Genomic DNA, 24453 nt, shown 5'->3' on the forward strand with positions numbered 1-24453 from the left:
ATACAGCAGGCACATGTCCAGATTCAAGCACGCAACCAGTAACGGTATTACCAGAGGATGATGCGAGTTTTACGATGACAGCGACTTGTGATGGAGGTACTGCGACTATAACAGGTGATGCAGGTGGAACATTTACTTTTAATCCCGTTCCAACAGATAGTGCCTCGATAGATTCAACATCTGGAACAGTAACAGGCGGAACTCCAGGGGCAACATATACAATAGAGTATACAACTAATGGAACTTGTTCAAATTCAAGTACTCAATCAATTACCGTACTCACAACGGCTGATGCGAGTTTTACGATGACAGCTACTTGTGATGGAGGTACTGCGACTATAACAGGTGATGCAGGTGGAACATTTACTTTTAACCCAGTTCCAACAGATGGAGCTTCCATAGACCCAACATCTGGAACAGTAACAGGTGGTGTAGCAGGAACAACTTACACTGTAGAGTATGCAATCACTGGAACATGTAGTGGCAGTTCTACACAAGCTGTAACCGTTTTACCAACGCCTTCAATTGTTGATCCTTCGCCATTAGTAGTTTGCGATGATGATGTATCAGATGGCATGACAGAAATGGATTTAACTGTTAAAAATGATGAAATAACGTCAAGTAATTCAGATTATGTAGTTACTTACCACAATAACTTGATTGATGCTCAAAATGGATCTCCTGAAGTATCACCTTCAGATACGGCTTACATAGGAACAGATGGTGAAATTTTAGTTGTTAGAGTTGAAGATGTTAATACAGGTTGCTATGGTACTACCACATTAGTCCTAAACGTAACCAATGGACCAACGGTGAATCCATTAACACCACTGACGTATTGCGACCCTGATAATGATAATTTGGGTGATTTTGATTTATCCACCACTAGAGATGAAATTCTAGCTAGTGATGCTACGTTAGATGTGTCGTTCCATCTAACACTTCAGAATGCTCAAGATGATGTTAATCCACAAGGAGACAACTTGTCGAATGTCGCTGGTCAAATAATTTATGTTCGTGTTGATTATGGTACGAATGATGACTGTCCTACAATTGTAGAATTACAGCTCATAGTTGAGCCGACGCCTGAAATGCCAACGTCAATTGATCCTTATGTTATTTGCGATGATGATTTTGATGGTATGGCTTCTTTTAATTTAAATACCATGGATGCTGAAATTTATGGGACACAGAATCCATCAGATTTTATATTGACTTACCATGAAACGCAAGCTGATGCAGAAGCTACTCCAGGTGTGAACCCTATAATTGAACCACAATTATCAAATTATATTTCTGGCGATACCACTATTTTTGTGAGGTTAGAGGGACTTAATGGCTGTATTAAAGTTGGTCAATTTGATTTGATTGTAAATCCTTTGCCAGTCATTCCATCCGAGGCTCAAGATAGTATCTATGAGATTTGTGATGATTCAAATAATAATGATGGATTTGCTATTTTTGATTTAACATTTCAAAATGATAATTACACTGGTGGCGATGTAACTTTAAATGTTGATTATTTCGAAACCATTGCAGATATTCCAAATAACCCAATATCAAATTATACATCTTATCAAAATACATCAATAGGAGGATTACCACATAATCCGCAAACGATTTTTGTTACTCTTACCGAAACTACCAGTGGAGGTAATTGTTCTTCGATGACCACTTTGACTTTAGTAGTTAATACACTGCCAACACCTAATGATGTTTTACCAAATATGATTACTTGTGATGATAATAATCCAGGTGATTTGCAAGAAGAATTTGATTTAACTCAAAATGAAGGTTTGATGCTGAATGATTTTGATGAAACCGTTACTTACCATGAATCTATGGCAGATGCAGAGTCTGGTGAAAACACGATTTCAAATACAACAACCTATACCAATTCAACAACGCCTCAAACAATTTATGTTCGTGTAACAAATACAGGTGATCCTTCAGATCCTAATGATGATGGTACAGGTTGCTATACTATTGTAACTTTTGATTTAATTGTTAATCCTGTTCCAATGTTTACGCCAGATGAGCTTTATACAATATGTGTAAATACTAATGGCACTGAAGTTGTTGGCTCACCAACTATTGATACTGGTTTGAGCACTAGTGATTATACTTTTGAATGGCAAGACCCAAATGGTACAGTGGTTAGTATTGACTCAAGTTATACGGCTACTCAAGCAGGAATCCATACGGTGACTATTACGGATATTGATACCATGTGTTTTAATGTAATTCCTGTTACTGTAGAGGAAAGTTCTCCTCCAACTGTTGATGCAGTTGTGACTACGGAAGCATTTGCTGACAATAATGTCATTCAGGTAACCGCTACTGGAAATGGTGCTGCTCAATACGAATTTAGTATTGATAATGGTCCATGGGTAAGCAATGACCCTAATACGAATATTTATACCTTTACAAATGTTACTCCAGGTGAACATTTTATACAAGTAAGAGATATTTATGGTTGTGGTATTGCTAGTGATATTGTCCTAGTAATGGATTATCCACTATTTTTTACACCTAATAACGATGGTGACAATGATACATGGCAAATTTCAGGTATTAGTGGACAAATGGATGCTAAAATTTACATCTTTGACAGATATGGTAAGTTATTAAAGCAATTGAGTCCATCAAGTCCAGGTTGGGATGGAACCCTTAATGGATACCCTTTACCATCAAGTGACTATTGGTTTACGGTTGATTATAGAGAGCCGTCGGATGATGCTATGAAACAATTTCAAGCACATTTCACATTAAAAAGATAACTTTTAGTACGTTCAGTTTATAAATGAAACCAAAAAAACCAGAACATTATTGTTCTGGTTTTTTTCTTAAAATATCTTTTAATACAATTTACATATTAAAGCTTAATGTAAAAGTTAAATTAGAATTTCTAGCATCAATATTAGCGGCATCAGTTAAACCAACATTGTATAGCTGGGTGTTATTTGATTGATTGGCTTGGTCAAAAGTAACATCTAGTTTTATTACATTACCAAAATTATATCCAAGACCAACAGAGTAACCGGTTAAATCGCCTACTGTTGTTCCATCCTTATAAGGGCTTTCTTCAAAACGATAGCCGCCTCTTATACTAAACTGATTTATTTTTGCTTCACCACCTATTCTAAATGTAGAAGCACTTGTTAGGTTATTATTTATAATATCATTCTGTTCTCTGAAATATAAGTCAGAAGTTGGTTTGAATTTTGTGTTGCTATAATCTTTCAACGAGTAGTCAAAACTGATTAGACCATATTTTCCAATAACATAAGCTAGACTACCAGATATTCTTCCAGGAGTTTGTAATCTATAAGTTGGATAGATGTTTATCACTCTCGGGTTAATAGTTATTGAAGCGTTATCACCATTATCATCAACAATGGTTCTTAAATATTGTGAGGTCTCTTCATTGATATTAAACCAAGTTGGTGAATTGAAAGCAAATCCAGCTCGCAATTGCTCCGTTATTTTTACAATAGTCCCGAGTTGAAAGGAAAAACCTGAACCAGTTGTAAATAAATTGTTTTCAAATTGAACTTGACTTACCGTTGATCCTTGATTGTTATTTCTTTCAAAAAGAAAAGTGGATTTTTCAAAATTGATAAAATGAGAATTTAAATTTAGCCCCATATACACACGGTCTCCAAATTGTGTTGCAGCGTTTACAGTGAACTTGCCATTGTAACCGGTTGATGCATAACTATATTCTTGGTAATAATCACCACTACCAATGTTTGATGTATATTGTGTGTTGTCATCAGTATTATCTACGGGTTCTAAAATAAAAGATTCATATCCTAAAAAACCTTGTTGATTTCCATAACCATATAAGCTACCTATTTCTGAATAAGCTTCCGAATAAGTTTCACCAGGTAAAGCTGAAATTTCATCTAGTCTCAAACCGTTAGCATAACGCAAAAAATATTGATCAATTGAATTATTTGGGTTGGTGCCAATAGCATACCAATTATTGTCATAATCTTGGATTTTGTCATAGGCGACACTAATTGCAAATTTTTTCCAAGAGGAATTAGTATTTCGATTGTTGAAAATAAAAGCAGCTCCAGTTTGATTTAAGTCAATGGTTCTATTTTTTGAACTGGCTAGACCATTATAGAATTGTGTTTCATTCTTGGTTTGCATGTTTGAAAGTGACAAGGAAATATGACTGGTGTTAAAAACTGCTGACCCAGCAGGATTAATATTAACGGCACTCATGTCACCTCCTAAAGCTCCAAAGGCACCACTTAAGCCTCTAAATCTTGCTGTACCTTGAATTTCGTCACTTGAATACCTTAAGGCATCAGTAATGTCTTGAGCATTAGCTACAGCCATAGATAACAAGCATATAGCTAGCAAATATTCTTTTTTCATAAACATTTTTTTTAATTAAAAACCTCCTCTTCCGCCTCGGCCACCAGAGCTTCTGCCTCCTCCGCCTGAACTTCCTCTAGAAGGGGAAGAATAGCTTCTTGAAGGTGAGGAATAACTTCTAGATGGAGAGGAATTATTATTTCTTGTTGTTGGTCTTGTAGTTCTTACCCTTGGTGTACTGTTGTTAGAACGTGTTCTTGTTCTAGTTGATTTTGTTGTGGTTCGAGTTCTTGGTTTACCTACTGAATTGCCTGTAGCATCGGCATTAGGTCTTGTAGTGGAACGAACCCTTGGTTTACCAGTTGAATTGTAATCGCCTCGTGGTCTTCCAGAGTTATAGCTAGTTGTATTGCTGCGTCTTCCCACATTATATCGTCCATAATAAGAGTTGTTATTATTTGCATATCTACCAGCTCTTCCTAAATAAGCACTTCCGCGTCTGCCATTGGTATATGATATATTATTTCTATAATAAGGATTGTAGTAACCGCCACCATAATAGGGTGGACAATAGGCCCAACCGTATCCAGGGTATCCCCAACCCCAACCAGCATTCCAGCCCCAGCCAATACTCCAACCCCAACCAGCATTCCAGCCCCAGCCATAGCCAGGATATCCCCAGCCCCAACCAGCGTTCCAACCCCAGCCAGTATCATAAACATTAACCGTTACATTGCTATTTTCTTGACCCCAACCAGCATATTGATTATAATCCACTTGAGTTGAGTCGTTTTCTGTAACGTATTCGTTTCCATATTCATCAACATCAGTAAAAACCTCCTCTTCAGTTATGTAATCATAATCATCAGATTTTTCACTAAAATAATTTTTATAGTATGAGCTACTTGAATTTGAATTGGATGCAACTGCATAATCTTGAGTTTGTTCAACAGAGGTGTCAGTAGTTCCGTAGATGCCGTCATTATCGGGAACGTTTTGATAGGTACCACAAGATGTCAATATAAGGAGAATCCCTATTAGCATTAATGGCATTTTTTGAGAAAAGTAGTTTTTATAATACATAACCAGCGAATTTTATTGTTGAACATACCAAAAATAGTTAGTTTTGCTGAACTATTTTTATATTTAACATAGTCACAATATTTATGCCAAAACCCTGTATATGAACAAAAAACTTACAAGTAGAGCAGATGATTACTCAAAATGGTACAACGAATTGGTCGTTAAAGCTGATTTAGCGGAATATTCTGCAGTTAGAGGATGTATGGTTATCAAGCCATACGGCTTTGCAATTTGGGAAAAGATTCAAGCCGAATTAGATAGAATGTTTAAGGAAACTGGTCATCAAAATGCCTATTTCCCTCTTTTTGTTCCTAAAAGTTTATTTGAAGCAGAAGAAAAGAATGCTGAAGGTTTTGCGAAAGAATGTGCTATTGTTACGCATTATAGACTCCAAAATGATCCAGATAGAGCAGGTAAATTGAGGGTTGATCCAGAAGCTAAACTAGAAGAGGAGTTAATTGTTAGACCTACTAGTGAAGCTATTATATGGAACACTTACAAGGGGTGGATTCAATCTTATAGAGATTTGCCAATATTGGTAAATCAATGGGCAAATGTGGTTAGATGGGAAATGCGTACGAGATTGTTTTTGAGAACAGCCGAATTTTTATGGCAAGAAGGACATACAGCACATGCAACTAAATCTGAAGCTATTAAAGAAGCTGAACTTATGAATAATGTTTATGCTACTTTTGTTGAGAATTTTATGGCTATTCCAGTTATAAAAGGTTTGAAAACAGAAAGTGAACGATTTGCCGGAGCGGTTGAAACTTATTGTATTGAAGCTTTAATGCAGGATGGTAAAGCGCTTCAGGCTGGTACATCACATTTTTTAGGTCAGAATTTTGCTAAAGCTTTTGATGTTAAATTTGCTAATAAGGAAGGTACGCAAGAATACGTTTGGGCAACATCATGGGGTGTTTCAACCAGATTAATGGGAGCATTAATAATGACTCATAGTGACGACCACGGTTTAGTGCTTCCTCCAAATTTAGCTCCCAATCAAGTTGTTATTGTACCTATTTATAAGTCCGAAGAGCAACTTGAGGCCATTACAAGTTTGGTAAACGTAATAGTTGAAGAATTACGATCAAAGGGTATAAGCGTTAAATATGATGATAGAGACACGTTGCGTCCTGGTGCTAAATTTGCTCAACATGAATTACAAGGTGTACCATTGAGAATAGCAATAGGCCCAAAAGACCTTGAAAATGGTACTGTAGAACTGGCAAGGAGAGATACTTTAACGAAAGAAGTCATAGCAATTGATGGGTTGACTTCTAAAGTAATAGGCTTAATGAGTGAAATTCAAAATACGCTTTATAAAAAAGCACTTAATTTTAGAGATGAGCACATAACTGAAGTTGATGATTTTGATACTTTTAAAGAAGTTTTGGGAACTAAAGGTGGTTTTATTTCAGCGCATTGGGATGGTACTGAAGCTACGGAAACTAAAATAAAAGAATTGACTAAAGCTACAATTCGTTGTATTCCAATGGATAATAAGCTAGAATCTGGAACCTGTGTTTATTCAGGAAACCCTTCAAAACAGCGAGTTTTGTTTGCAAAAGCGTATTAATTTAAATTTTTTTAAAAAAAGATTATATAGTTATTGCAACATTTAAAAATAGTTGTATTTTTGCATCCGCAATGGAAACATTGAGAGTTATTTGAAAAGTATTGCAAGTTTAGATTTTTAAATTTATATTTGCGCACTCAAAACCAAATGGCCCGTTCGTCTATCGGCTAGGACGCCAGGTTTTCATCCTGGTAAGAGGGGTTCGATTCCCCTACGGGCTACAATTTTTAATAAGAAAAGAAACAAATGGCAAATCATAAGTCAGCTTTAAAGAGAATTAGAAGTAACGAAGCAAAGCGCTTAAGAAACAGATATAAGCACAAAACTACTCGTAATGCAATTAAAAAATTGCGTGAAACTACGAATAAGAAAGAAGCTGAAGAATTATTAGTTTCTGTATCTTCTATGATTGATAAATTAGCGAAGAAAAATATCATTCATGATAATAAAGCTGCTAACCTTAAATCTGGTTTAGCAAAGCATGTAGCTGCACTTTAATAAGTAAAGCCAATAACATTATATAATTAAGCTTCTCAATTGAGAGGCTTTTTTGTTTATAATGTTATTACTATTTTTTTAGTCATAAAAAAGCCTTGACATTTGTCAAGGCTCTTAATTTTTATAATAATATGATTGGATTTTTAACCATTCATAGAAATTAAAAACTCTTCATTATTTCTGGTTTGTTTGAAGCGATCGTTTATGAATTCCATAGCTTCAACAGGATTCATATCTGCTAAATATTTACGCATAACCCACATACGTTGAATCGTGTTTTCATCTAATAATAGATCATCACGACGTGTACTTGAGGATGTTAAATCAATAGCTGGGAATATTCTACGATTAGAAATCTTACGATCTAATTGTAATTCCATATTACCAGTTCCTTTAAATTCCTCAAAAATCACTTCATCCATTTTAGAGCCTGTTTCTGTTAAAGCAGTAGCAATAATGGTTAACGAACCTCCATTTTCAATGTTACGAGCTGCTCCAAAGAATCGTTTAGGTTTGTGTAAAGCATTAGCATCAACACCACCAGATAATATTTTTCCTGAAGCTGGTTGAACTGTATTATAAGCTCTCGCTAAACGGGTTATAGAATCTAGTAGAATAACGACATCGTGGCCACATTCAACAAGTCGTTTTGCTTTTTCTAAAACAATATTAGCAATTTTAACGTGCTCATGTGCCTCCTTATCAAAAGTTGAAGCAATAACTTCACCACGAACATTTCGCTGCATATCGGTTACTTCTTCAGGACGTTCATCAATTAATAGAATCATTTGATAAACTTCTGGATGATTTGCGGCAATAGCATTTGCTACATCTTTTAGTAGCATAGTTTTACCAGTTTTAGGTTGTGAAACAATCATACCACGTTGTCCTTTTCCTATAGGTGAGAACAAATCCATGATTCTAGTTGAAATAGTACTTTGTCTTTCGGCAAGGTTAAACTTTTCTTTTGGGAATAATGGAGTTAAGTGTTCAAATGAAACACGGTCTCTAACAACTTCTGGTTTTTGACCATTTATTTTACTCACTTTAATTAAAGGGAAATATTTCTCACCTTCTTTAGGAGGTCTTACTTGTCCTAATACAGTATCACCTGTTTTTAATCCAAACAAACGGATTTGTGATTGCGATACATAAATATCATCAGGAGACGATAAGTAATTGTAGTCTGAAGATCTTAAAAATCCATAGCCATCTTGCATGATGTCTAATACACCTTCACTTTGAATAATAGCATCAAACTCAAAATCAGGTTCACGATAGCGATTTCGAGTGTCCTTATTTCCGTTGTTGCCTTGTGAATTATTCTTGTTTTTATTATTATCTCTTTTGGAGCGTGTTTGGTTATTATCTTTCTTTCTATCGTCTTTTCTGTCGTCTTTAGGATTATTTTTTACAGATTCTTTTTTTGGAGCCACATGTTGTTTTGAATGTGGTTTATTTGAATCTTGATTTGATTTTTCCTTTGCTTCAGGATTATTTTCAGGTTTTGAATTAGTATCCTGATTTTCCTTTTGGACGCGTTGTCTAGGACGTTTTTGAGCAGGCTTTTTATTCGAATTGTCACTTGAATTATCAGAAGATTTTTCGGAAGCTACAACCTCTTTTACAGCTTTAGGATTAGCTGCTTGATGATCTAGAATTTGATATACTAAATCTAATTTTTTTAAAGAACGGTATTTTGAAACGTTCAGTTTTTTAGCAATTTCCTGTAATTCAGGAAGCTTCATGTCTTTTAATTGTGCTATTTCAAACATTGATGTTTAATTGAATGTTTTGATTAATTATTTTAAGTTGAATTATTCCGAAGAAAAATTGATCTTATTTTGAAGAATTAACAACTTGCAACTGTGAACTTTGCAAATCATTACTGCAATTATACAACTTTATTTTTATTTTTTTCGGCTTATTTTAAAAAAGAAACTATTATTTTTGTGCTCGATAAATCAAAAAATTAATGCTTCAAAGGATTCAAACACTATATTTATTAATGGCTGCTGCAGTTTCAGCAGGATTAATTTATGTGTTTGAATTATGGACCAACCCAGAAGGTGAAAAAGTGTTTGCTGATGATATTAATTATGTATTTGCCTTATTTTTGGTTTCAGCATTTTTTTCGATTTTGTCAATATCAAGATTTAAAAATAGGAAGTCGCAGTTTATGTTGGGACGACTTAACATCATATTAAACTTTATTTTACTAGGATTATTTGTGTATCAATCTCTAAATTTATCTGGAGAAACAGTAGTTTCTGAGAAAGGTATTGGGATTTTTCTTCCTATCGTTTCTATCGTGTTTTTGGCATTAGCCAATAAAGCCATTAAGAAGGATGAAGATCTCGTAAAATCTGTAGATCGATTACGGTAAACCTATCATCTTAGTATATTAGTGCGTAAGCCCAAGGTGAAGATCTTGGGCTTTTTTATTTTTTATACTCAATGACCTCTAAATTTTCAATTTTTCCATTATCAAGGGTGAAACGCAGCATGGTTCGGGCCTTATGAAAGCCATGTTTGCCAATAGCTCCCGGATTCATATGCAGTAGGTTTAGTTTTTTGTCAGGCATGACTTTTAAAATATGGGAGTGACCTGAAATAAATAATTGCGGTGGATTTTCTTTAATACTTTCACGAATGCGTACATTGTATCTATTTGGATATCCACCAATATGCGTTATCCAGACATCAACGCCTTCACAAACAAAGCGGTTGTCTAAAGGAAACTCCAATCGTGCCTTTTCATCATCAATATTTCCATAAACAGCTTTTAAAGGTTTTAATGACTTAATACTATCGGTTACTTTTAAATCACCTATATCACCTGCATGCCAGACTTCATCAGCTTGTTTTACATGTTTTAGAATGGTGTCATCCATGTAGCTATGTGTGTCAGACATTAAAAGGATTTTTTTCATAGTTATTTTCAATGAATTTGGAAACCTAATTTTTATTAACGTTTTATTGAAATTTAAAGTAGGATAAAGTTTTATCTTTGTCGTTTACAAAAATAGACTTTCTTGCGGTATTTTTTAGAACTTTCATATAACGGTAAAGCTTATCATGGTTGGCAAAACCAGCCTAACGCAATTTCAGTGCAGGAAGTTATTGAAAACGCTATTAGTAAATTGCTTAATACAGAAATAAAGATTGTTGGAGCAGGTAGAACCGATGCTGGTGTTCATGCTAAACAAATGTTTGCGCATTTTGATTTAGATGAAAAAATAGAAAGAGAAGATTTAAAGTATAAGCTGAATGCGTTTTTGCCAAAGGATATTGCTGTTCATGCTATTTTTGAAGTAAAGCCTGATGCTCATGCACGATTTAATGCTACAAGCCGATCGTATTTATATCGTTTAGCGCTGGAGAAAGATGCTTTTAACTTTGATTCAGCTTATTATTTGAAAAAGCATTTAAATATTAATCTAATGAATCAAGCGGCAAAAGAGCTATTGGGTCATAAAGATTTTCAATGCTTTTCGAAAACCCATACTGATGTAAAAACGTATTATTGCGATATTCAAAATGCAAATTGGCAACAAATTGGTAATGAGTTACATTTTACTATTACAGCCGATCGGTTTTTACGAAATATGGTTCGTGCTATAGTTGGCACATTGATTAACGTAGGTTTAGAAAAAATAACTGTTGAAGATTTACAAGCTATAATAGCCTCAAAAAATAGAAGTGAAGCAGGTTATTCTGTGCCTGCGCATGGTTTGTATCTTACTAAAATTCAATATCCAGAAGCGATAACTAATGACAGATAAACAACAAAATAAAATTCTTGACACCAAACTGTTTAATAAGTTATTACAGTTCATAAAGCCATACAAATTAGTATTTGTGGCTGTATTGTTCGCTGTAATTTTATTGGCAATTTTGAGTGCAGCAAGACCTTATATTCTTCAACTGGCTATTGACAATAACATAGCCACCAAAACTTTTGAAGGGTTTTTGCCATATATAATGTTAATGGGTGGTATGCTGTTGGCTGAAGTCATCTGTCAACTACTATTTATTTATTATGCTGGATGGTTGGGGCAAACTGTAGTTAAGGATATACGTATTAAGCTATTCAATCACATGTTAGGCTTTAAAATGAAATATTATAACAACTCATCCGTTGGAGTCTTAATTACTCGAGCTGTGACCGATATGGAACGTATAGCTGATATCTTTGGCCAAGGCTTGTTTATGATATTTCGTGATTTGCTTACCATGTTGGTGGTTTCTGGCGTTATGATTTATATGAATTGGGAGTTGAGTATTATTGTATTTCTTATGCTGCCTTTGGTTCTATATGCAACGAGATTATTTCAAAAGTATATGAAGAAAGCTTTTGAAGAAGTTAGGACTGAAGTATCTAATCTTAATTCTTTTGTTCAAGAGCGCGTAACTGGCATGAAGATTTTACAATTGTTTACAAGAGAACAAACTGAATACAAAAAGTTTAAAGAAATAAATGAAAGACATAAACAAGGTTGGTTAAAAACGGTTTGGTATAACTCCATATTTTTTCCAATTGCTGAATTATCATCTTCAATAACAATTGGTCTTATTGCGTGGTATGGAGGACTTAATACGGTTATAGGTCAAACAGCATCATTAGGAGATTTAACGGCTTTCATCATGATGATTCCAATGTTGTTCAGACCATTACGCCAAATTGCCGATAAATTCAACACGCTACAAATGGGTATGGTTGCTGCCACTAGAGTATTTAAAGTACTTGAAACTACGTCACAAATTGATGATACTGGAACAAAGGTTGCAACAAATTTTAAAGGGAATATTAAATTTAATAATGTACATTTTAGTTATGTTTTAGATGAAGAAGTTCTTAAAGGGGTTTCTTTACAGGTTAAAGCTGGAGAAACTATAGCCATAGTAGGTGCAACAGGTGCTGGAAAATCTACGATAATTAATTTGTTGAACCGTTTTTATGATATCAATGAAGGTGCTATTTTAATTGATAATACTAATATAAAAGACATGACGTTAGCCTCCCTTCGAAGTCAAATTGCTGTAGTTCTTCAAGATGTCTTTTTATTTGCAGATACTATTTTAAATAATATTACTCTTAATGATTCTAGTATAACAGAAAAGGAAGTTATTCAAGCAGCTAAAGATATTGGAATACATAATTTTATTATGAGTTTACCTAATGGGTATCACTACAATGTAAAAGAACGTGGTGTTATGCTTTCTTCAGGTCAACGTCAATTAATATCATTTTTGAGAGCTTATGTAACCAACCCAAGTATATTGGTATTAGATGAAGCCACATCTTCTGTTGATTCTTATTCAGAACAGCTTATTCAAAATGCTACAGATAAGATTACAAAAGGAAGAACGTCAATCATCATTGCACATAGATTGGCAACCGTAAAAAAAGCCGACAAGATTGTGGTTATGGATGCTGGAATGATTGTAGAAGAAGGTACACATGAAGAATTACTTCAAAAACAAAACGGGTACTATAAGAATTTATACGAAGTACAGTTTGTTAAAGAAGAAGTTGCTTAATTTTTAACTTCTTGACCTGCTTTTTGTGCTTCAATAATGGATTGCATGAAGTCTGAATCTTTGAACATAATTGCTAATACGGCAACTGTAACCATTATTAATATAAAGCCCACTACAATAATACCGAAAAACAATAGAGTTCTTAAGATTAGGCCTTTTATACTCAGCTTATAAAGTCTTTTTAAACAGTACATTGAATATAAAACTTGTATTGGACTTAAAATCATAGATGAGTGCGCTAGTGATAGTCCAAAAAATGCTGATGTAATTGAAATAAATGTACCTACAAATGTGAGTTGGGATAGTACATACATAAAAATAACCAAATGCTCTGTATAGTTGTATTTCTTTAAAGTATAAAAAACAAAATAAGAAACCAGAGCATACATAGGTACATTAACCATCATAAGTAGTGATTGATACTCCCGAATAAAACTCATCATTTCATTGCTATCTGGACCTGCATTGCTCGTAGCCATAGCCGAAAGATCCATAGTTTCGGGAAAAAACTTGTCAAGTATCAATAATTGTAAACCAGAAACGGTTAGTGCTATTGCGAAATAACTAATAACATTTACATACTTTTTTCTAACACCATTGATATAGCCGTCAATGACATCATCAGGTTTTGTGAATAGGCTGACGAATGTTTGTAAAAATCTATTGTCATAATTTAAAAACTGTTCACTAAAATGCTGAAACAAGTTCTTTAATGTCAATCGGTTTCGTATAATTTTACCACCACATGATTTGCAGAAATCATCAGTGGGCTCCAATTTGGTTTGGCAATTTTTACATAGCATTTAAGCTAAATCTTTTTTAATGATGTTAATCAAATCTTCAGTGTCCTTAAACATAATAAACTCACCATCTTTAAAGTAAGATATCTGTCCAGTTTCTTCGCTAACTACTAAAGCCAATGCATCGGTTTTTTCTGTTATTCCAACTGCTGCTCGGTGTCTTAATCCAAAGCGTTGAGGCAATGTTTTTTCATTATTTACTGGTAGTATGACGCGTGTGGCTTTTACAATATTATTTTCAATAATTATGGCTCCATCATGCAATGGGCTATTCTTAAAAAAGATACTTTCAATTATGGGTTGAGTTACCTTTATATTCATTTCATCGCCAGTGGTAGTTAAAAAATCAAGGTTGTTATTGTGTTCAAATACAATGAGTGCACCAGTTCTAGAAGAACCCATTTTATTGCAGGCATTTACAATGGCGGTAATATCTGTTTCAGTCTCGACTTCAGTTTTAAGAAATTTTAGCTGTTTGAAGAATTTTCCACGCTTACTAAAATTTGTAGAACCAACCATCAATAAAAATTTTCGAATTTCTTGCTGGAAAACAACAATCAGAGCAATTAATCCCACGCTCATAAAACCTCCCAGGATTTTGCTTAACATTTTCATTTGAAGCGTTTCAGTAATAAGGTAAATGAAATAGATTATAACAATACCAATAAATATATTTATAGCTACAGTGCCTTTGACAAGTTTGTAAACATAATATAATAGGAGTGCCACTAAAATGACATCAATAACGTCTACAACGGTAAATTTTAATAGGTCATCAAAAATTTCCAAAGGCTAGGTGTTTTGGTAAATTTAACAAAATAAGCTTAATAAATAAATTCGTTAGTGTCAACAAGAATTTTGGAGTAATCTAATTCGTCTAATTTAGATTTTATTGTAATATACTGCTGGAATGTCATTGACCTTTTAAAGGAAAGTGTAACAGATATAGTTTCAAGTGGATAAATTGATGCCAAATCTTTTTCTAGAGTTTTAAAATTAGTCTTAAAAAATATATCAACATCGTTATTTTTTTTAATAGTTATTTTATCAAGGGCTTCAATAATAATTTCTATTTCAGCATTTGGTTTTTCATCCAGATAGTAATGAACATCTGTAAATTCTATAAAACCTAGATTGTTTTGACTTAAGTCGTGGCAAGTGAAATAATTTTTTGCAGCCTCATTTTTATGACTTGAATTACGCTTTTTCTCTTGTATAAATTTGATTTTAGGAACAGCTTGGTTTAAGGTCAAACGTTTGTCCACATTCACTAACCAATTTGTAGTGCTGATTAAGTTTTTACGGTTAAGTTCTATACTGTCAGGCTTGGTTTCATCATAAAACAGATATGCAGCAGATACATCAATGACTTCAGTAATTGTAGCTTGTTTTATTTCAGGTAACTCAATTGTTTTTTCAGAACAACAAGACATGAAAACAACCAAAAGAAAAAAAAGTAAAATTCGCATATTAATTTTGTAAGTGATTTAAAAGTTCAACACATTCTACAGCTTCTTTTACATCATGTACACGTAGAATTTGGGCATTTTTTTGAAGTGCTATGGTATTTAGAACACTGGTGCCATTAAGAGCTTCGTTGGGTGTTGAGTTCAATGTTTTGTATATCATTGATTTTCGTGATAAACCAACAAGCAAAGGTCTCTCTAGGCTATAAAATAATTCCAAATGATTTAGTAGGTTGAAATTTTGCTCTCTGGTTTTTGCAAATCCAAACCCTGGATCAATAATTATATCAATTATACCACGTTTTCTGGCTTCGGCTAAACGTTCTGAAAAGTAAAATAAAATATCTTCAATGAGATTATCATATTGTGTTTCTGATGTCATAGTTTGTGGCGTTCCTTTCATGTGCATCATGATGTAAGGAACGTGAAGTTTGGCAATTAAGGACATCATCTTACCATCTAATTTACCAGCACTTATATCGTTTATTATTGCTGCGCCTGCTTCAATACATAACTTAGCTACTTGACTTCTAAAGGTATCAATAGACAGTAAAGCCTCTGGGAATTCCCTAATTATTAATTCAACGATTGGTAAAAGTCGGTTTTGTTCTTCATCAATTGAAATGTCAACAGCACCTGGTCTTGAGCTGTACGCACCAACATCAATGAATGTAGCTCCATTTTTTAACATCATATAAACTTGAGATAGAATTTCGCTACTGTTTTTGTATTTACCACCGTCATAAAAGGAATCTGGAGTAAGATTTAAAATACCCATAACTTTTGGGATGGATAGATCAATAAGTTTGCCTTTGCAATTTATGGTCATTGATACCGTATTAGTGGTTGTTGGTTTAACTATTGAAAACTTTAAACCTGAAACTTTGAACTTTAAATTTATTTATGCGAAATTTACGCAAAATTCATATTAATTCATGCAAGATACCTCAAAACAATACGATGCCGTAATTGAAACCTGTAGAAGTTTGTTTATCAAAAAAATGTCGGATTATGGTAGCGCTTGGCGTATTTTACGTTTACCATCACTTACAGATCAAATTTTTATAAAAGCACAACGCATTAGAAGTTTGCAGCAAAACGAGGTTAGAAAAGTTGATGAAGATGAGGTAAGTGAGTTTATTGGTATTATTAATTATTGTATCATGGCACTTATTCAATTAGAAAAAGGTGTTGTTGAACAACCGGACTTATCTACCGATGAAGCCACGCAACTTTATGATGACAAAATTACCCTTACCAAACAGTTGATGTTAGATAAAAATCATGACTATGGCGAAGCATGGCGAGATATGCGTGTTAGTTCTCTAACCGATTTAATTTTACAAAAATTATTACGTGTAAAACAAATCGAGGATAATAAAGGGAAGACATTAGTTAGTGAAGGCATTGATGCTAATTATCAGGATATGATAAATTATGCTGTTTTTGCAATGATTCATCTTAATAATGAATAGATTGAAAAATTAAAAATATGAGTAGTTATTCCTGCGATGGTGGGAGCCCAAATAAAAAAGTTAATTAAAAATAGATTCCTGCTTTCGCAGGAATGACAGAATATTATGAAATTTATAGTACAAATCTGTAGAATTTTAGTAGGTGTTTTATTTATTATTTCAGGACTTATAAAGTTGAACGATCCTTTAGGGTTTTCATATAAATTGCAAGAGTATTTCAGTGCTGAAGTCTTGAATATTCCTTTTTTAGAACCTTATGCACTCATCATATCTGTTTTTGTAGTAGTATTTGAAGTTATTCTTGGTGTTTTTCTGCTTATTGGTTATAAACCTAAATTTACTATTTGGAGTTTATTAGGCATGATAGTCTTTTTTACATTTCTAACGTTTTATTCAGCATATTTTGATAAAGTAAAAGACTGTGGCTGTTTTGGAGATGCACTTAAACTCACACCATGGGAGAGTTTTACTAAAGATATTGTTCTGCTCGCACTTATTTTAATAATATTTTTTGGTATAAAATATATTAAGCCAATCTTTAGCTCACTTGGAGTAACAGTTGTTGCGCTTTTGAGTTTTATTGGCAGTTTATGGTTTGGTTATCATGTTTTAATGCATTTACCTGCAAAAGATTTCAGGGCTTATAAGGTTGGTGCTAACATTCAGGAAGGGATGATTATTCCTGAAGACGCTCCCAAACCTGTTATTGAATATTATTGGAAGTTCAATGTCAATGGTGAAGAAAAGGTCATAACTACTAATGGTTCATACCCTACAGTTGATGGTGAATACGTTGGTGTTGATACAAAAGTTATTGATGAAGGTTATGATCCACCTGTAAAGGATTTTTCAATAGAAACAGATACTGAAGATTTAACTGATAAGTTTTTAAATGAAGAAAAACTTATTATGATAATTATGTATAATCTAGCAACTGCAGAACCTGATGGTGTTACCAAATTAAAAACATTTTCAGAAAAGGCTATGAAAAAAGGTTATACCGTAATTGGTTTGACAGCTTCAGGAACTGACGAGAAATTGCAGTTCAAATCTACTCACAATTTGAATTTTGATTTTTACTTATGTGATGAAAAAGCATTAAAAACGGTTGTTAGGGCTAGTCCAGGAATTGTAAAATTACACAAAGGGACAGTCAAGCAAAAAGTACATTGGAATGATATAGATGATATAGAATTATAAATATTTGATAAGCTATTTTCTAAATAAACTATTATATGCTTTACTCACATTACTTGGAGTAATCACAGTTATTTTTCTGTTATTTAATGTCTTGCCTGGTGATCCTGCTAAAATGATGTTGGGTCAAAATCAATCTGCTGAACAGGTTGAAGCTGTGCGTAAAAAGTATGGCTTTGATAAGCCAAAACTGACGCAGTACTTTTATTATTTAAATGATTTATCACCAGTATCATTTCATAACACAAATCCTGAATCTTATACGCATTTAAAGGATGATAAATATACTTTTTCAAAACTATTTACTGTTGGTAAAACCACTACAGCTATAAAGTATCCGTATTTAAGAGAGTCATTTACAAAACAAGGTAAAAAAGTTTCTGAAGTCATTGGCGAAACGCTTCCTAATACGTTTGTTTTGGCAGTTTCAGCCATTGTTATTGCAATCATTTTAGGATTAGTTTTTGGTGTTATTTCAGCCATTTATAAAGACACGTGGTTGGATAAATTTATTCAAATTATTAGTACAGTTGGTATGAGTGTTCCGTCCTTTTTTAGTGCTATTTTGTTTGCATGGCTATTTGGTTTTGTATTGCATAAATACACCAATCTTGAAATGACGGGAAGCCTGTATGAACTTGATGACTTTGGTGAATCTGTGCACATAAAATGGAAAAATTTAATACTTCCTGCCATTGTTTTAGGAATTAGACCCTTGGCGGTAGTTATTCAACTTATGCGTAACTCCTTATTGGAAGTCATGAGTCAAGATTATATTCGCACAGCAAGAGCAAAAGGATTGAACGAATATCAAATTATTAAAAGCCATGCTGTTAAAAACGCTATGAATCCTGTTGTGACGGCAATATCCGGTTGGTTTGCTTCCATGCTTGCAGGAGCCGTTTTTGTTGAATACATTTTTGGGTGGAATGGCTTGGGTAAGGAAATTGTGAATGCACTTAATATGTTGGATTTACCTGTAATTATGGGTTCAGTTTTAGTAATAGCTATCATTTTTATAATTATCAATATTTTTGTTGATGTTATTTACACATGGCTCGATCCAAAAGTGAAATTGGATTAGAATATAAATTATGGTTATGATAAAAAAATTAGCTTGTATAGCTATCACGTTTTTGATATTAAGTTGTCAAGCTCAAGAAACACCTACAAGTTTTACAGAAGAAGCTCTCAATGACACTTTTGTTAATTTGAATGGTGAAAGTATTGCATTCAAAAAGCTGTTGTCATCTTATGAAGGACAAATGGTTTTTGTTGATGTTTGGGCATCTTGGTGTCGTGATTGTATTGAAGGACTACCTCAATTAAAAACAATTCAAAAGGAACATCAAGATGTGGTATTTCTTTTCTTATCTTTAGATAAGGACATCAAAAGATGGAAAAAGGGTATTAAAAAACATCAGATAATTGGGGAACACTATTTTATGCAGTCTGGATGGAAAGGTGATTTTGGTGAATTTTTAGATTTGGATTGGATTCCGAGATATATGGTGATTGACAAAGAGGGAAAAATAAAATTATTTAAATCGGTAAAATTAACTGATGATAATATTAAAAAAGCATTACAATGAGAAAAAAGATAGTAGCTGGTAACTGGAAAATGAATAATGGATTAATTCAAACAGAAACCTTAATATCAGAATTAAAGCAACAAATTAAAACATCAGATGCCGAAGTGATGATTGCACCTGCATTTACCAACTTATGGCACGCTTTTGAGGCTACAAGACAATATCCAATAGAAGTAGTTGCTCAAAACATGCACTATGCTGAAAATGGTGCATATACTGGCGAAATAAACGCTGGAATGTTAAAAAGTATTGGCATTCAAACAGTTATTTTAGGACATAGTGAGCGTCGTGCTTACTATAATGAAACAGATGAAGCTTTAGCAAAGAAAGTTGATACAGCATTAAACCATGATATGTCCGTGATTTTTTGCTTTGGCGAAGAGTTGGCCGATAGAAAGGCTGGAAATCACGAAGTGATTGTACAAGAACAAATAGAAAAAGCCTTATTTCATTTAGATGCTTCAGCATTTGAGAATATTGTTTTGGCGTATGAACCCGTTTGGGCAATTGGTACGGGTGAAACAGCTAGTCCTCAACAAGCACAAGATATGCATGCTTTTATTAGAAAAGTATTGGCCAACAAATATGGACAGGACACAGCAAATTCAGTATCCATATTATATGGTGGTAGTGTAAAACCAAATAACGCTAAAGAGATTTTTTCGAAACCAGATGTTGATGGTGGTCTCATTGGTGGAGCGTCATTAAAAGCCGAAGATTTTTTTGCGATAGTTAATGCATTTTAGTTGATTCAAGATATGTCTAATACCATATATATTGGTTACGATTTTAAAGTTACGCCATTACAGTCTGGCGTTGAGATTTTAATTGCCGAATTAGGTTATGCAGGTTTTGAAAGTTTTGTGGAAACTGATATGGGTGTTACCGCATACATTCAAAAAGATGAATGGCATGAGTCTATTTTAGATGATATTCAAATATTGAATTCCAACGAGTTTAAAATTTCTTACGAGTTTAAAGAGATTGAACAAATTAATTGGAACGTTGAGTGGGAGCGCAGTTTTACACCAATAGTAGTTAATGATTTGGTGACTGTTCGTGCACCTTTTCATGAAAAAACTAAAACAAAATATGATATTATCATTGAACCAAAAATGAGTTTTGGAACAGGACATCATGAAACTACCCATATGATGATTGAACATATTTTGAAAACAGATTTCAATAATAAGTCTGTTTTAGATATGGGTTGTGGTACAGGTGTTTTGGCTATTTTGGCCGAAATGAAAGGTGCTGCAAACGTTGATGCAATAGATATTGATAATTGGTGCTATATAAATAGCTTGGAAAATGTAGAGCGAAATAACTGTGAACTTGTTCACGTATATGAAGGAGATGCTAGTTTGTTAAATGACAAACACTATGATGTGATTATTGCCAACATCAACCGTAATATTCTGCTTAATGATTTAAGCACCTATGTCAATTGTTTGAATGATAGTGCTATTATGTTTTTAAGCGGATTTTACAAAGATGATATTTCAATAATTGAAGAATCATGTAATAAATTAGGCTTATCTCACGTTGAAACTATTGAAAAAAACCATTGGGTTGCCTTAAAATTTATAAATTAGTTGAAAAATTGCCATGAGTACGCATGAAAAAACTTTGGAAGATGTCTCGTTAAAAGAAGACGTTTTAAAACAGAATGAAATTGTTTTGTATAATGATGATGTTAATACCTTTGATCATGTTATTGAAACATTAATCTATGCCTGTGACCACACACCTGAACAAGCCGAGCAGTGCTCAATTATTGTACATTACAAAGGAAAATGCACCGTGAAAACAGGAATTTATAAAGATTTAAAACCGCGTTGCTCCATGTTATTAGAAGCAGGTTTGAGTGCGGAGATTGTTTGATATGAAGTTATTTAATTTGTTTGTTGTTTTTATATTTCCATTAATTTGTGGAGCTCAAGTATCTTATAAAACGGATTCAGGTATAATCTTCAATATTGGTGATACTTTAAGAATTGGGAGTCCTTTGAGTCATTTAGGTTGGAAAGCAATTTTTAGGGATGCTGATAGAGAAAAGAATATTTCAAATAAAAATTTTATTGATAAAGAAATTGTGATTAAGTCAATTGACACAATAAACAAACCTGTTAATTTTAAATTTATTATTTATCGAAAAGAGTTTATAGTAAATATAGATGATGCAATCAGGAATAAAGAAATAATCTTACAATATAATAGAAGTCTAGCTAAAAGAGACCTCGCTAATAAGTATGAATTGTTAAAGACGATAAAAGACTTTCTTGATAATGGAACAATAACAAAAGAGGAGTATGAAATTGAAAAGCAGAAAATATTAAATTCTGATAATTGACTTTCGATTTGATAATTATTGTTTAAGTTGAAAATTAAATCTCTGAATATATATTCTTGAAGTATTCTAAAATACAAAAACGCACAAGTTTCCTTATGCGTTTTTTCTAATTATACTATTTTCGTGACCATGGCAGGATTCAAACCTGCAACCTCTTGAGCCGTAATCAAGTGCGCTATTCAGTTGCGCCACATGGCCTTTTTTGTGGGTGCAAATATATTCCTTTTTTAGATAATTTGCCAAATATTTTTAAATTAATCTAAAGCATTTTTGGTAACATATAATTTCCACCCAAAAATAGCCATCTGTAATTTAGTGGCTTTGCTTAAATCCAAACGTTGTTTAGTATAACTTGGTAATACGACCTTGTTTACTTTTGCTAAAAATTTAAAGAATTGTTTTTTCATATTACGGATTGTAATGCAAATATATAAGCATTTTAATACTAGACTGAATGTTAAAAATAATGATTTATTAAACTGGAAAACAAATTATTGGCAAGCAGATGATTACATTTGTTAAAATTCTCCTATAATGAAACATACTTTTTATGCTGCTATGATGCTTTTTATTGTGCAGCAATCAATCGCTCAAATTGTTATTAATGAACTAGATTGTGATACACCAGGAATAGATGACAAAGAGTTTGTTGAACTAAAATCAGATACACCAAACCTTTCACTTGATGGCTATGTAGTGGTGTTTTTTAATGGTTCTGATTCGGGTGCAGATTCAAGTTACATGACTATTGATTTAGATGGTTATCAAACGGATCCTAATGGTTTGTTGTTGATTGGAAGTGATGCTGTTGAGCCATTTCCACAACTATTAATTAGCGCGAATGTGATTCAAAATGGGGCAGATGCTGTAGCAGTATATCTTGGTAGTGATTTTGATTTTCCAGAAGGTACTTTGGCAACGCAAACTAACCTTATTGATGCCTTGGTATATGACACTTCCGATGCTGATGACACAGAATTGATGGCGTTATTGGGTGTATCTGAACAAATTAATGAAGGCTCGGGAAACAATACCAATTCCATTCAGCGAAATAATGACGGTACTTACACTGTTGCTGCACCAACACCAAGAGCTTTAAATGATGGTAGTGGAGAGGCTTTTAATGCTATTACTATATCAACTTCTCAAACGCAATACAATGAAGATGAAATAATTACTTTGATATTTACAGCACAGGAAAATGTTACAGCAGATTTAGAATTTAGTTTTTCATTAGATAATTCTGGATTTAATTCTTCAGATTATGCAGGGCCAACAACTTTAACCATTCCTGAAGGAGATATTATAGTTTCAATTCCACTTGCTTTAATTGATGATGATTTAGACGAGGGAGACGAAGAACCACTTGTGAGATTTACAGATTTGCAGTGGCCGTATATTCCTAATAATAATTTTTTAAAGTTACGTGTTGTTGATAACGATTTTACGATGGCCGATTTTGGTACACCTATAAATCCTACCTATGGTGTGGTGTCCTCTACACAACCAAATGGCTATTATGATAGTTTGGATGGATTGGCTGATAACAATTTAAAACAAGCATTACAAGATATCATAGCCGATCCAGCAACAGTTAGAGCTCAGACCTATAATGACTGTATTGATATTTTAAAAGAAGCCGATCAAAATCCAGAAAACAGTAATCAAGTGTGGTTGGTATATTTAGAAGAAGGTCGTGCTAAATTAGATTTTCAAACAACATCTGTAAACACAGGAAAATGGAATAGAGAGCATACGTTTCCGCGTTCAAGAGCTGGATATTTTAGTATTGAAGAAGATGAAATAGCTGATGGTATTGATGTGTATTGGGAAACCAAAGCCGATTCATTGAGACATGGAAATTCTGATGCACACGCCTTACGAGCTGTTGATGGGCCCGAAAATAGTAGTCGTGGTAATCAGTTTTATGGTGAGTATAATGGCCCAACCGGAACACTCGGTGGTTTTAAAGGTGATGTAGCACGAAGCGTATTTTATTTGGCTGTGCGTTATAATGGTTTAGAAATTGTTAACGGATTTCCTGATGGTATAGTTGGCCAGTTTGGAGATTTAGCTACGTTATTAGACTGGCATAGAAACGATCCGCCTGACGATTTTGAAATGAATAGGAATAATGTTGTTTATAACTGGCAATTTAATAGAAACCCTTTTATAGATCAGCCTGAATTGGTTGAGTATATTTGGGGAAATATGATAGGTGAAACTTGGGATCAACCTTTAAGTGTTGATGAAAGCCAGTTGAGAGAGATAGTAATTTATCCGAATCCAGCAACTGATAGGATTTATATTAAAGGATTGGAACAACAAGCTGAAATATCGGTCATATCATTGGATGGTAAAATATTACAATCTGAAAAAGTTGAGCCAAATACTTCAAATATTAATTTGAATCTGCAGAGTGGTTTATATCTTTTTAAAGTTCAATTTGAGGATAGGTCAATAGTTAGAAAGCTAATAATAAAATAGTAAAAAAAACAAATCCCAAGATTACTTGGGATTTGTTTTTTATGCTA

At 33.4% G+C, this 24453-nt stretch carries 24 protein-coding genes and 2 tRNA genes; 16 read left to right on the top strand and 10 right to left on the bottom strand.

From position 1 onward, the window contains the following. Positions 1-2780, top strand: a 2780-nt coding sequence (locus C1S72_RS12955; RefSeq protein WP_162919986.1) for a T9SS type B sorting domain-containing protein, incomplete at its 5' end; no start/stop codon positions are given. A gap of 88 nt (positions 2781-2868) precedes the next feature. Here the strand turns inward: C1S72_RS12955 and C1S72_RS12960 are convergent. Together C1S72_RS12960 and C1S72_RS12965 are read right to left on the bottom strand one after the other, a co-directional pair. Further along, positions 2869-4392, bottom strand: coding sequence for an OmpP1/FadL family transporter (locus C1S72_RS12960; RefSeq protein WP_104736165.1), 1524 nt, complete (start codon positions 4390-4392; stop codon positions 2869-2871). Between the two features lie 15 nt (positions 4393-4407). Beyond that, entirely contained in the window at positions 4408-5415 is a 1008-nt protein-coding gene (locus C1S72_RS12965; protein ID WP_104736166.1) for a hypothetical protein, read from the bottom strand. A 100-nt stretch (positions 5416-5515) separates the two neighbouring features. Here C1S72_RS12965 and proS point away from each other — a divergent pair, with 100 nt between their 5' ends. From proS to rpsT, 3 genes are all read left to right on the top strand, one after another. Continuing rightward, on the top strand, positions 5516-6994 hold the full coding sequence (proS, locus tag C1S72_RS12970; RefSeq protein WP_104736167.1) for a proline--tRNA ligase: 1479 nt from the start codon (positions 5516-5518) through the stop codon (positions 6992-6994). 149 nt (positions 6995-7143) lie between these two features. Next, a tRNA-Glu gene (locus C1S72_RS12975) sits at positions 7144-7215 on the top strand. A 25-nt stretch (positions 7216-7240) separates the two neighbouring features. After that, positions 7241-7492 (top strand): 30S ribosomal protein S20, encoded by a 252-nt coding sequence (rpsT, locus tag C1S72_RS12980; RefSeq protein ID WP_104736168.1) that lies wholly within the window; start codon positions 7241-7243, stop codon positions 7490-7492. A 143-nt stretch (positions 7493-7635) separates the two neighbouring features. On the opposite strand, the gene rho is transcribed toward rpsT, so the two are convergent. Beyond that, positions 7636-9267 (bottom strand): transcription termination factor Rho, encoded by a 1632-nt coding sequence (rho, locus tag C1S72_RS12985; protein WP_104736169.1) that lies wholly within the window; start codon positions 9265-9267, stop codon positions 7636-7638. Positions 9268-9467: 200 nt separating this feature from the next. Between rho and C1S72_RS12990 the strand changes: the two genes are divergently transcribed. Next, positions 9468-9878 carry a DUF4293 domain-containing protein gene (locus C1S72_RS12990; RefSeq protein ID WP_104736170.1) on the top strand — a complete coding sequence of 137 codons (411 nt, stop codon included), beginning with the start codon at positions 9468-9470 and terminating at the stop codon, positions 9876-9878. 55 nt (positions 9879-9933) lie between these two features. Here the strand turns inward: C1S72_RS12990 and C1S72_RS12995 are convergent, their stop codons facing one another. Further along, complete coding sequence (locus C1S72_RS12995) at positions 9934-10425, bottom strand: metallophosphoesterase family protein (protein ID WP_104736171.1); 492 nt, start codon at positions 10423-10425, stop codon at positions 9934-9936. A 102-nt stretch (positions 10426-10527) separates the two neighbouring features. On the opposite strand from C1S72_RS12995, the gene truA reads away from it, so the two are divergent. Both truA and C1S72_RS13005 read left to right on the top strand, forming a co-directional pair. After that, positions 10528-11277 (top strand): tRNA pseudouridine(38-40) synthase TruA, encoded by a 750-nt coding sequence (truA, locus tag C1S72_RS13000; protein ID WP_104736172.1) that lies wholly within the window; start codon positions 10528-10530, stop codon positions 11275-11277. Next, positions 11267-13036: an ABC transporter ATP-binding protein gene (locus C1S72_RS13005; protein WP_104736173.1), complete on the top strand. Its 1770-nt coding sequence runs from the start codon at positions 11267-11269 to the stop codon at positions 13034-13036. The genes truA and C1S72_RS13005 overlap by 11 nt, the downstream gene beginning before the upstream one ends. On the opposite strand, the gene C1S72_RS13010 is transcribed toward C1S72_RS13005, so the two are convergent. From C1S72_RS13010 to folP, 4 genes are read right to left on the bottom strand one after another with little or no spacing between them, the layout of a single operon-like run. Then, positions 13033-13839: a DUF3667 domain-containing protein gene (locus C1S72_RS13010; RefSeq protein WP_104736174.1), complete on the bottom strand. Its 807-nt coding sequence runs from the start codon at positions 13837-13839 to the stop codon at positions 13033-13035. The genes C1S72_RS13005 and C1S72_RS13010 overlap by 4 nt on opposite strands. Beyond that, positions 13840-14625, bottom strand: a complete 786-nt coding sequence (locus C1S72_RS13015; RefSeq protein WP_104736175.1) for a diadenylate cyclase — start codon at positions 14623-14625, stop codon at positions 13840-13842. A gap of 35 nt (positions 14626-14660) precedes the next feature. Next, positions 14661-15305 carry a hypothetical protein gene (locus C1S72_RS13020; RefSeq protein ID WP_104736176.1) on the bottom strand — a complete coding sequence of 215 codons (645 nt, stop codon included), beginning with the start codon at positions 15303-15305 and terminating at the stop codon, positions 14661-14663. A gap of 1 nt (position 15306) precedes the next feature. Next, entirely contained in the window at positions 15307-16131 is an 825-nt protein-coding gene (folP, locus tag C1S72_RS13025) for a dihydropteroate synthase (protein ID WP_104736177.1), read from the bottom strand. 106 nt (positions 16132-16237) lie between these two features. Between folP and C1S72_RS13030 the strand changes: the two genes are divergently transcribed. The 8 genes from C1S72_RS13030 (at position 16238) to C1S72_RS13065 (ending at position 21919) form a co-directional block, all read left to right on the top strand. Then, positions 16238-16777 (top strand): DUF1599 domain-containing protein, encoded by a 540-nt coding sequence (locus C1S72_RS13030; protein WP_104736178.1) that lies wholly within the window; start codon positions 16238-16240, stop codon positions 16775-16777. Positions 16778-16882: 105 nt separating this feature from the next. Further along, entirely contained in the window at positions 16883-17977 is a 1095-nt protein-coding gene (locus tag C1S72_RS13035; RefSeq protein ID WP_104736179.1) for a BT_3928 family protein, read from the top strand. A 4-nt stretch (positions 17978-17981) separates the two neighbouring features. Continuing rightward, positions 17982-19058, top strand: a complete 1077-nt coding sequence (locus C1S72_RS13040; protein ID WP_104736180.1) for an ABC transporter permease — start codon at positions 17982-17984, stop codon at positions 19056-19058. Between the two features lie 16 nt (positions 19059-19074). Then, entirely contained in the window at positions 19075-19566 is a 492-nt protein-coding gene (locus C1S72_RS13045; protein ID WP_162919987.1) for a TlpA family protein disulfide reductase, read from the top strand. Next, on the top strand, positions 19563-20312 hold the full coding sequence (gene tpiA / locus C1S72_RS13050; RefSeq protein ID WP_104736181.1) for a triose-phosphate isomerase: 750 nt from the start codon (positions 19563-19565) through the stop codon (positions 20310-20312). The genes C1S72_RS13045 and tpiA overlap by 4 nt, the downstream gene beginning before the upstream one ends. 12 nt (positions 20313-20324) lie before the next feature. Further along, positions 20325-21161, top strand: a complete 837-nt coding sequence (prmA, locus tag C1S72_RS13055; protein WP_104736352.1) for a 50S ribosomal protein L11 methyltransferase — start codon at positions 20325-20327, stop codon at positions 21159-21161. 13 nt (positions 21162-21174) lie between these two features. Further along, positions 21175-21450: an ATP-dependent Clp protease adaptor ClpS gene (locus C1S72_RS13060; protein ID WP_104736182.1), complete on the top strand. Its 276-nt coding sequence runs from the start codon at positions 21175-21177 to the stop codon at positions 21448-21450. A 1-nt stretch (position 21451) separates the two neighbouring features. After that, positions 21452-21919 carry an SHOCT domain-containing protein gene (locus C1S72_RS13065; protein WP_104736183.1) on the top strand — a complete coding sequence of 156 codons (468 nt, stop codon included), beginning with the start codon at positions 21452-21454 and terminating at the stop codon, positions 21917-21919. A gap of 124 nt (positions 21920-22043) precedes the next feature. Here the strand turns inward: C1S72_RS13065 and C1S72_RS13070 are convergent. Next, positions 22044-22117 (bottom strand) — tRNA-Arg (locus C1S72_RS13070). A 56-nt stretch (positions 22118-22173) separates the two neighbouring features. Beyond that, positions 22174-22326 carry an SsrA-binding protein gene (locus tag C1S72_RS13075; RefSeq protein WP_104736184.1) on the bottom strand — a complete coding sequence of 51 codons (153 nt, stop codon included), beginning with the start codon at positions 22324-22326 and terminating at the stop codon, positions 22174-22176. Positions 22327-22453: 127 nt separating this feature from the next. Here C1S72_RS13075 and C1S72_RS13080 point away from each other — a divergent pair, with 127 nt between their 5' ends. Beyond that, a complete protein-coding gene (locus C1S72_RS13080; protein ID WP_104736185.1) occupies positions 22454-24406 on the top strand; it encodes an endonuclease in 1953 nt (650 codons plus the stop codon). Positions 24407-24453 lie beyond the last annotated feature (47 nt).

The sequence above is a fragment of the Hanstruepera ponticola genome, assembly GCF_002940745.1.
GTDB classification, from domain to species: domain Bacteria; phylum Bacteroidota; class Bacteroidia; order Flavobacteriales; family Flavobacteriaceae; genus Hanstruepera; species Hanstruepera ponticola.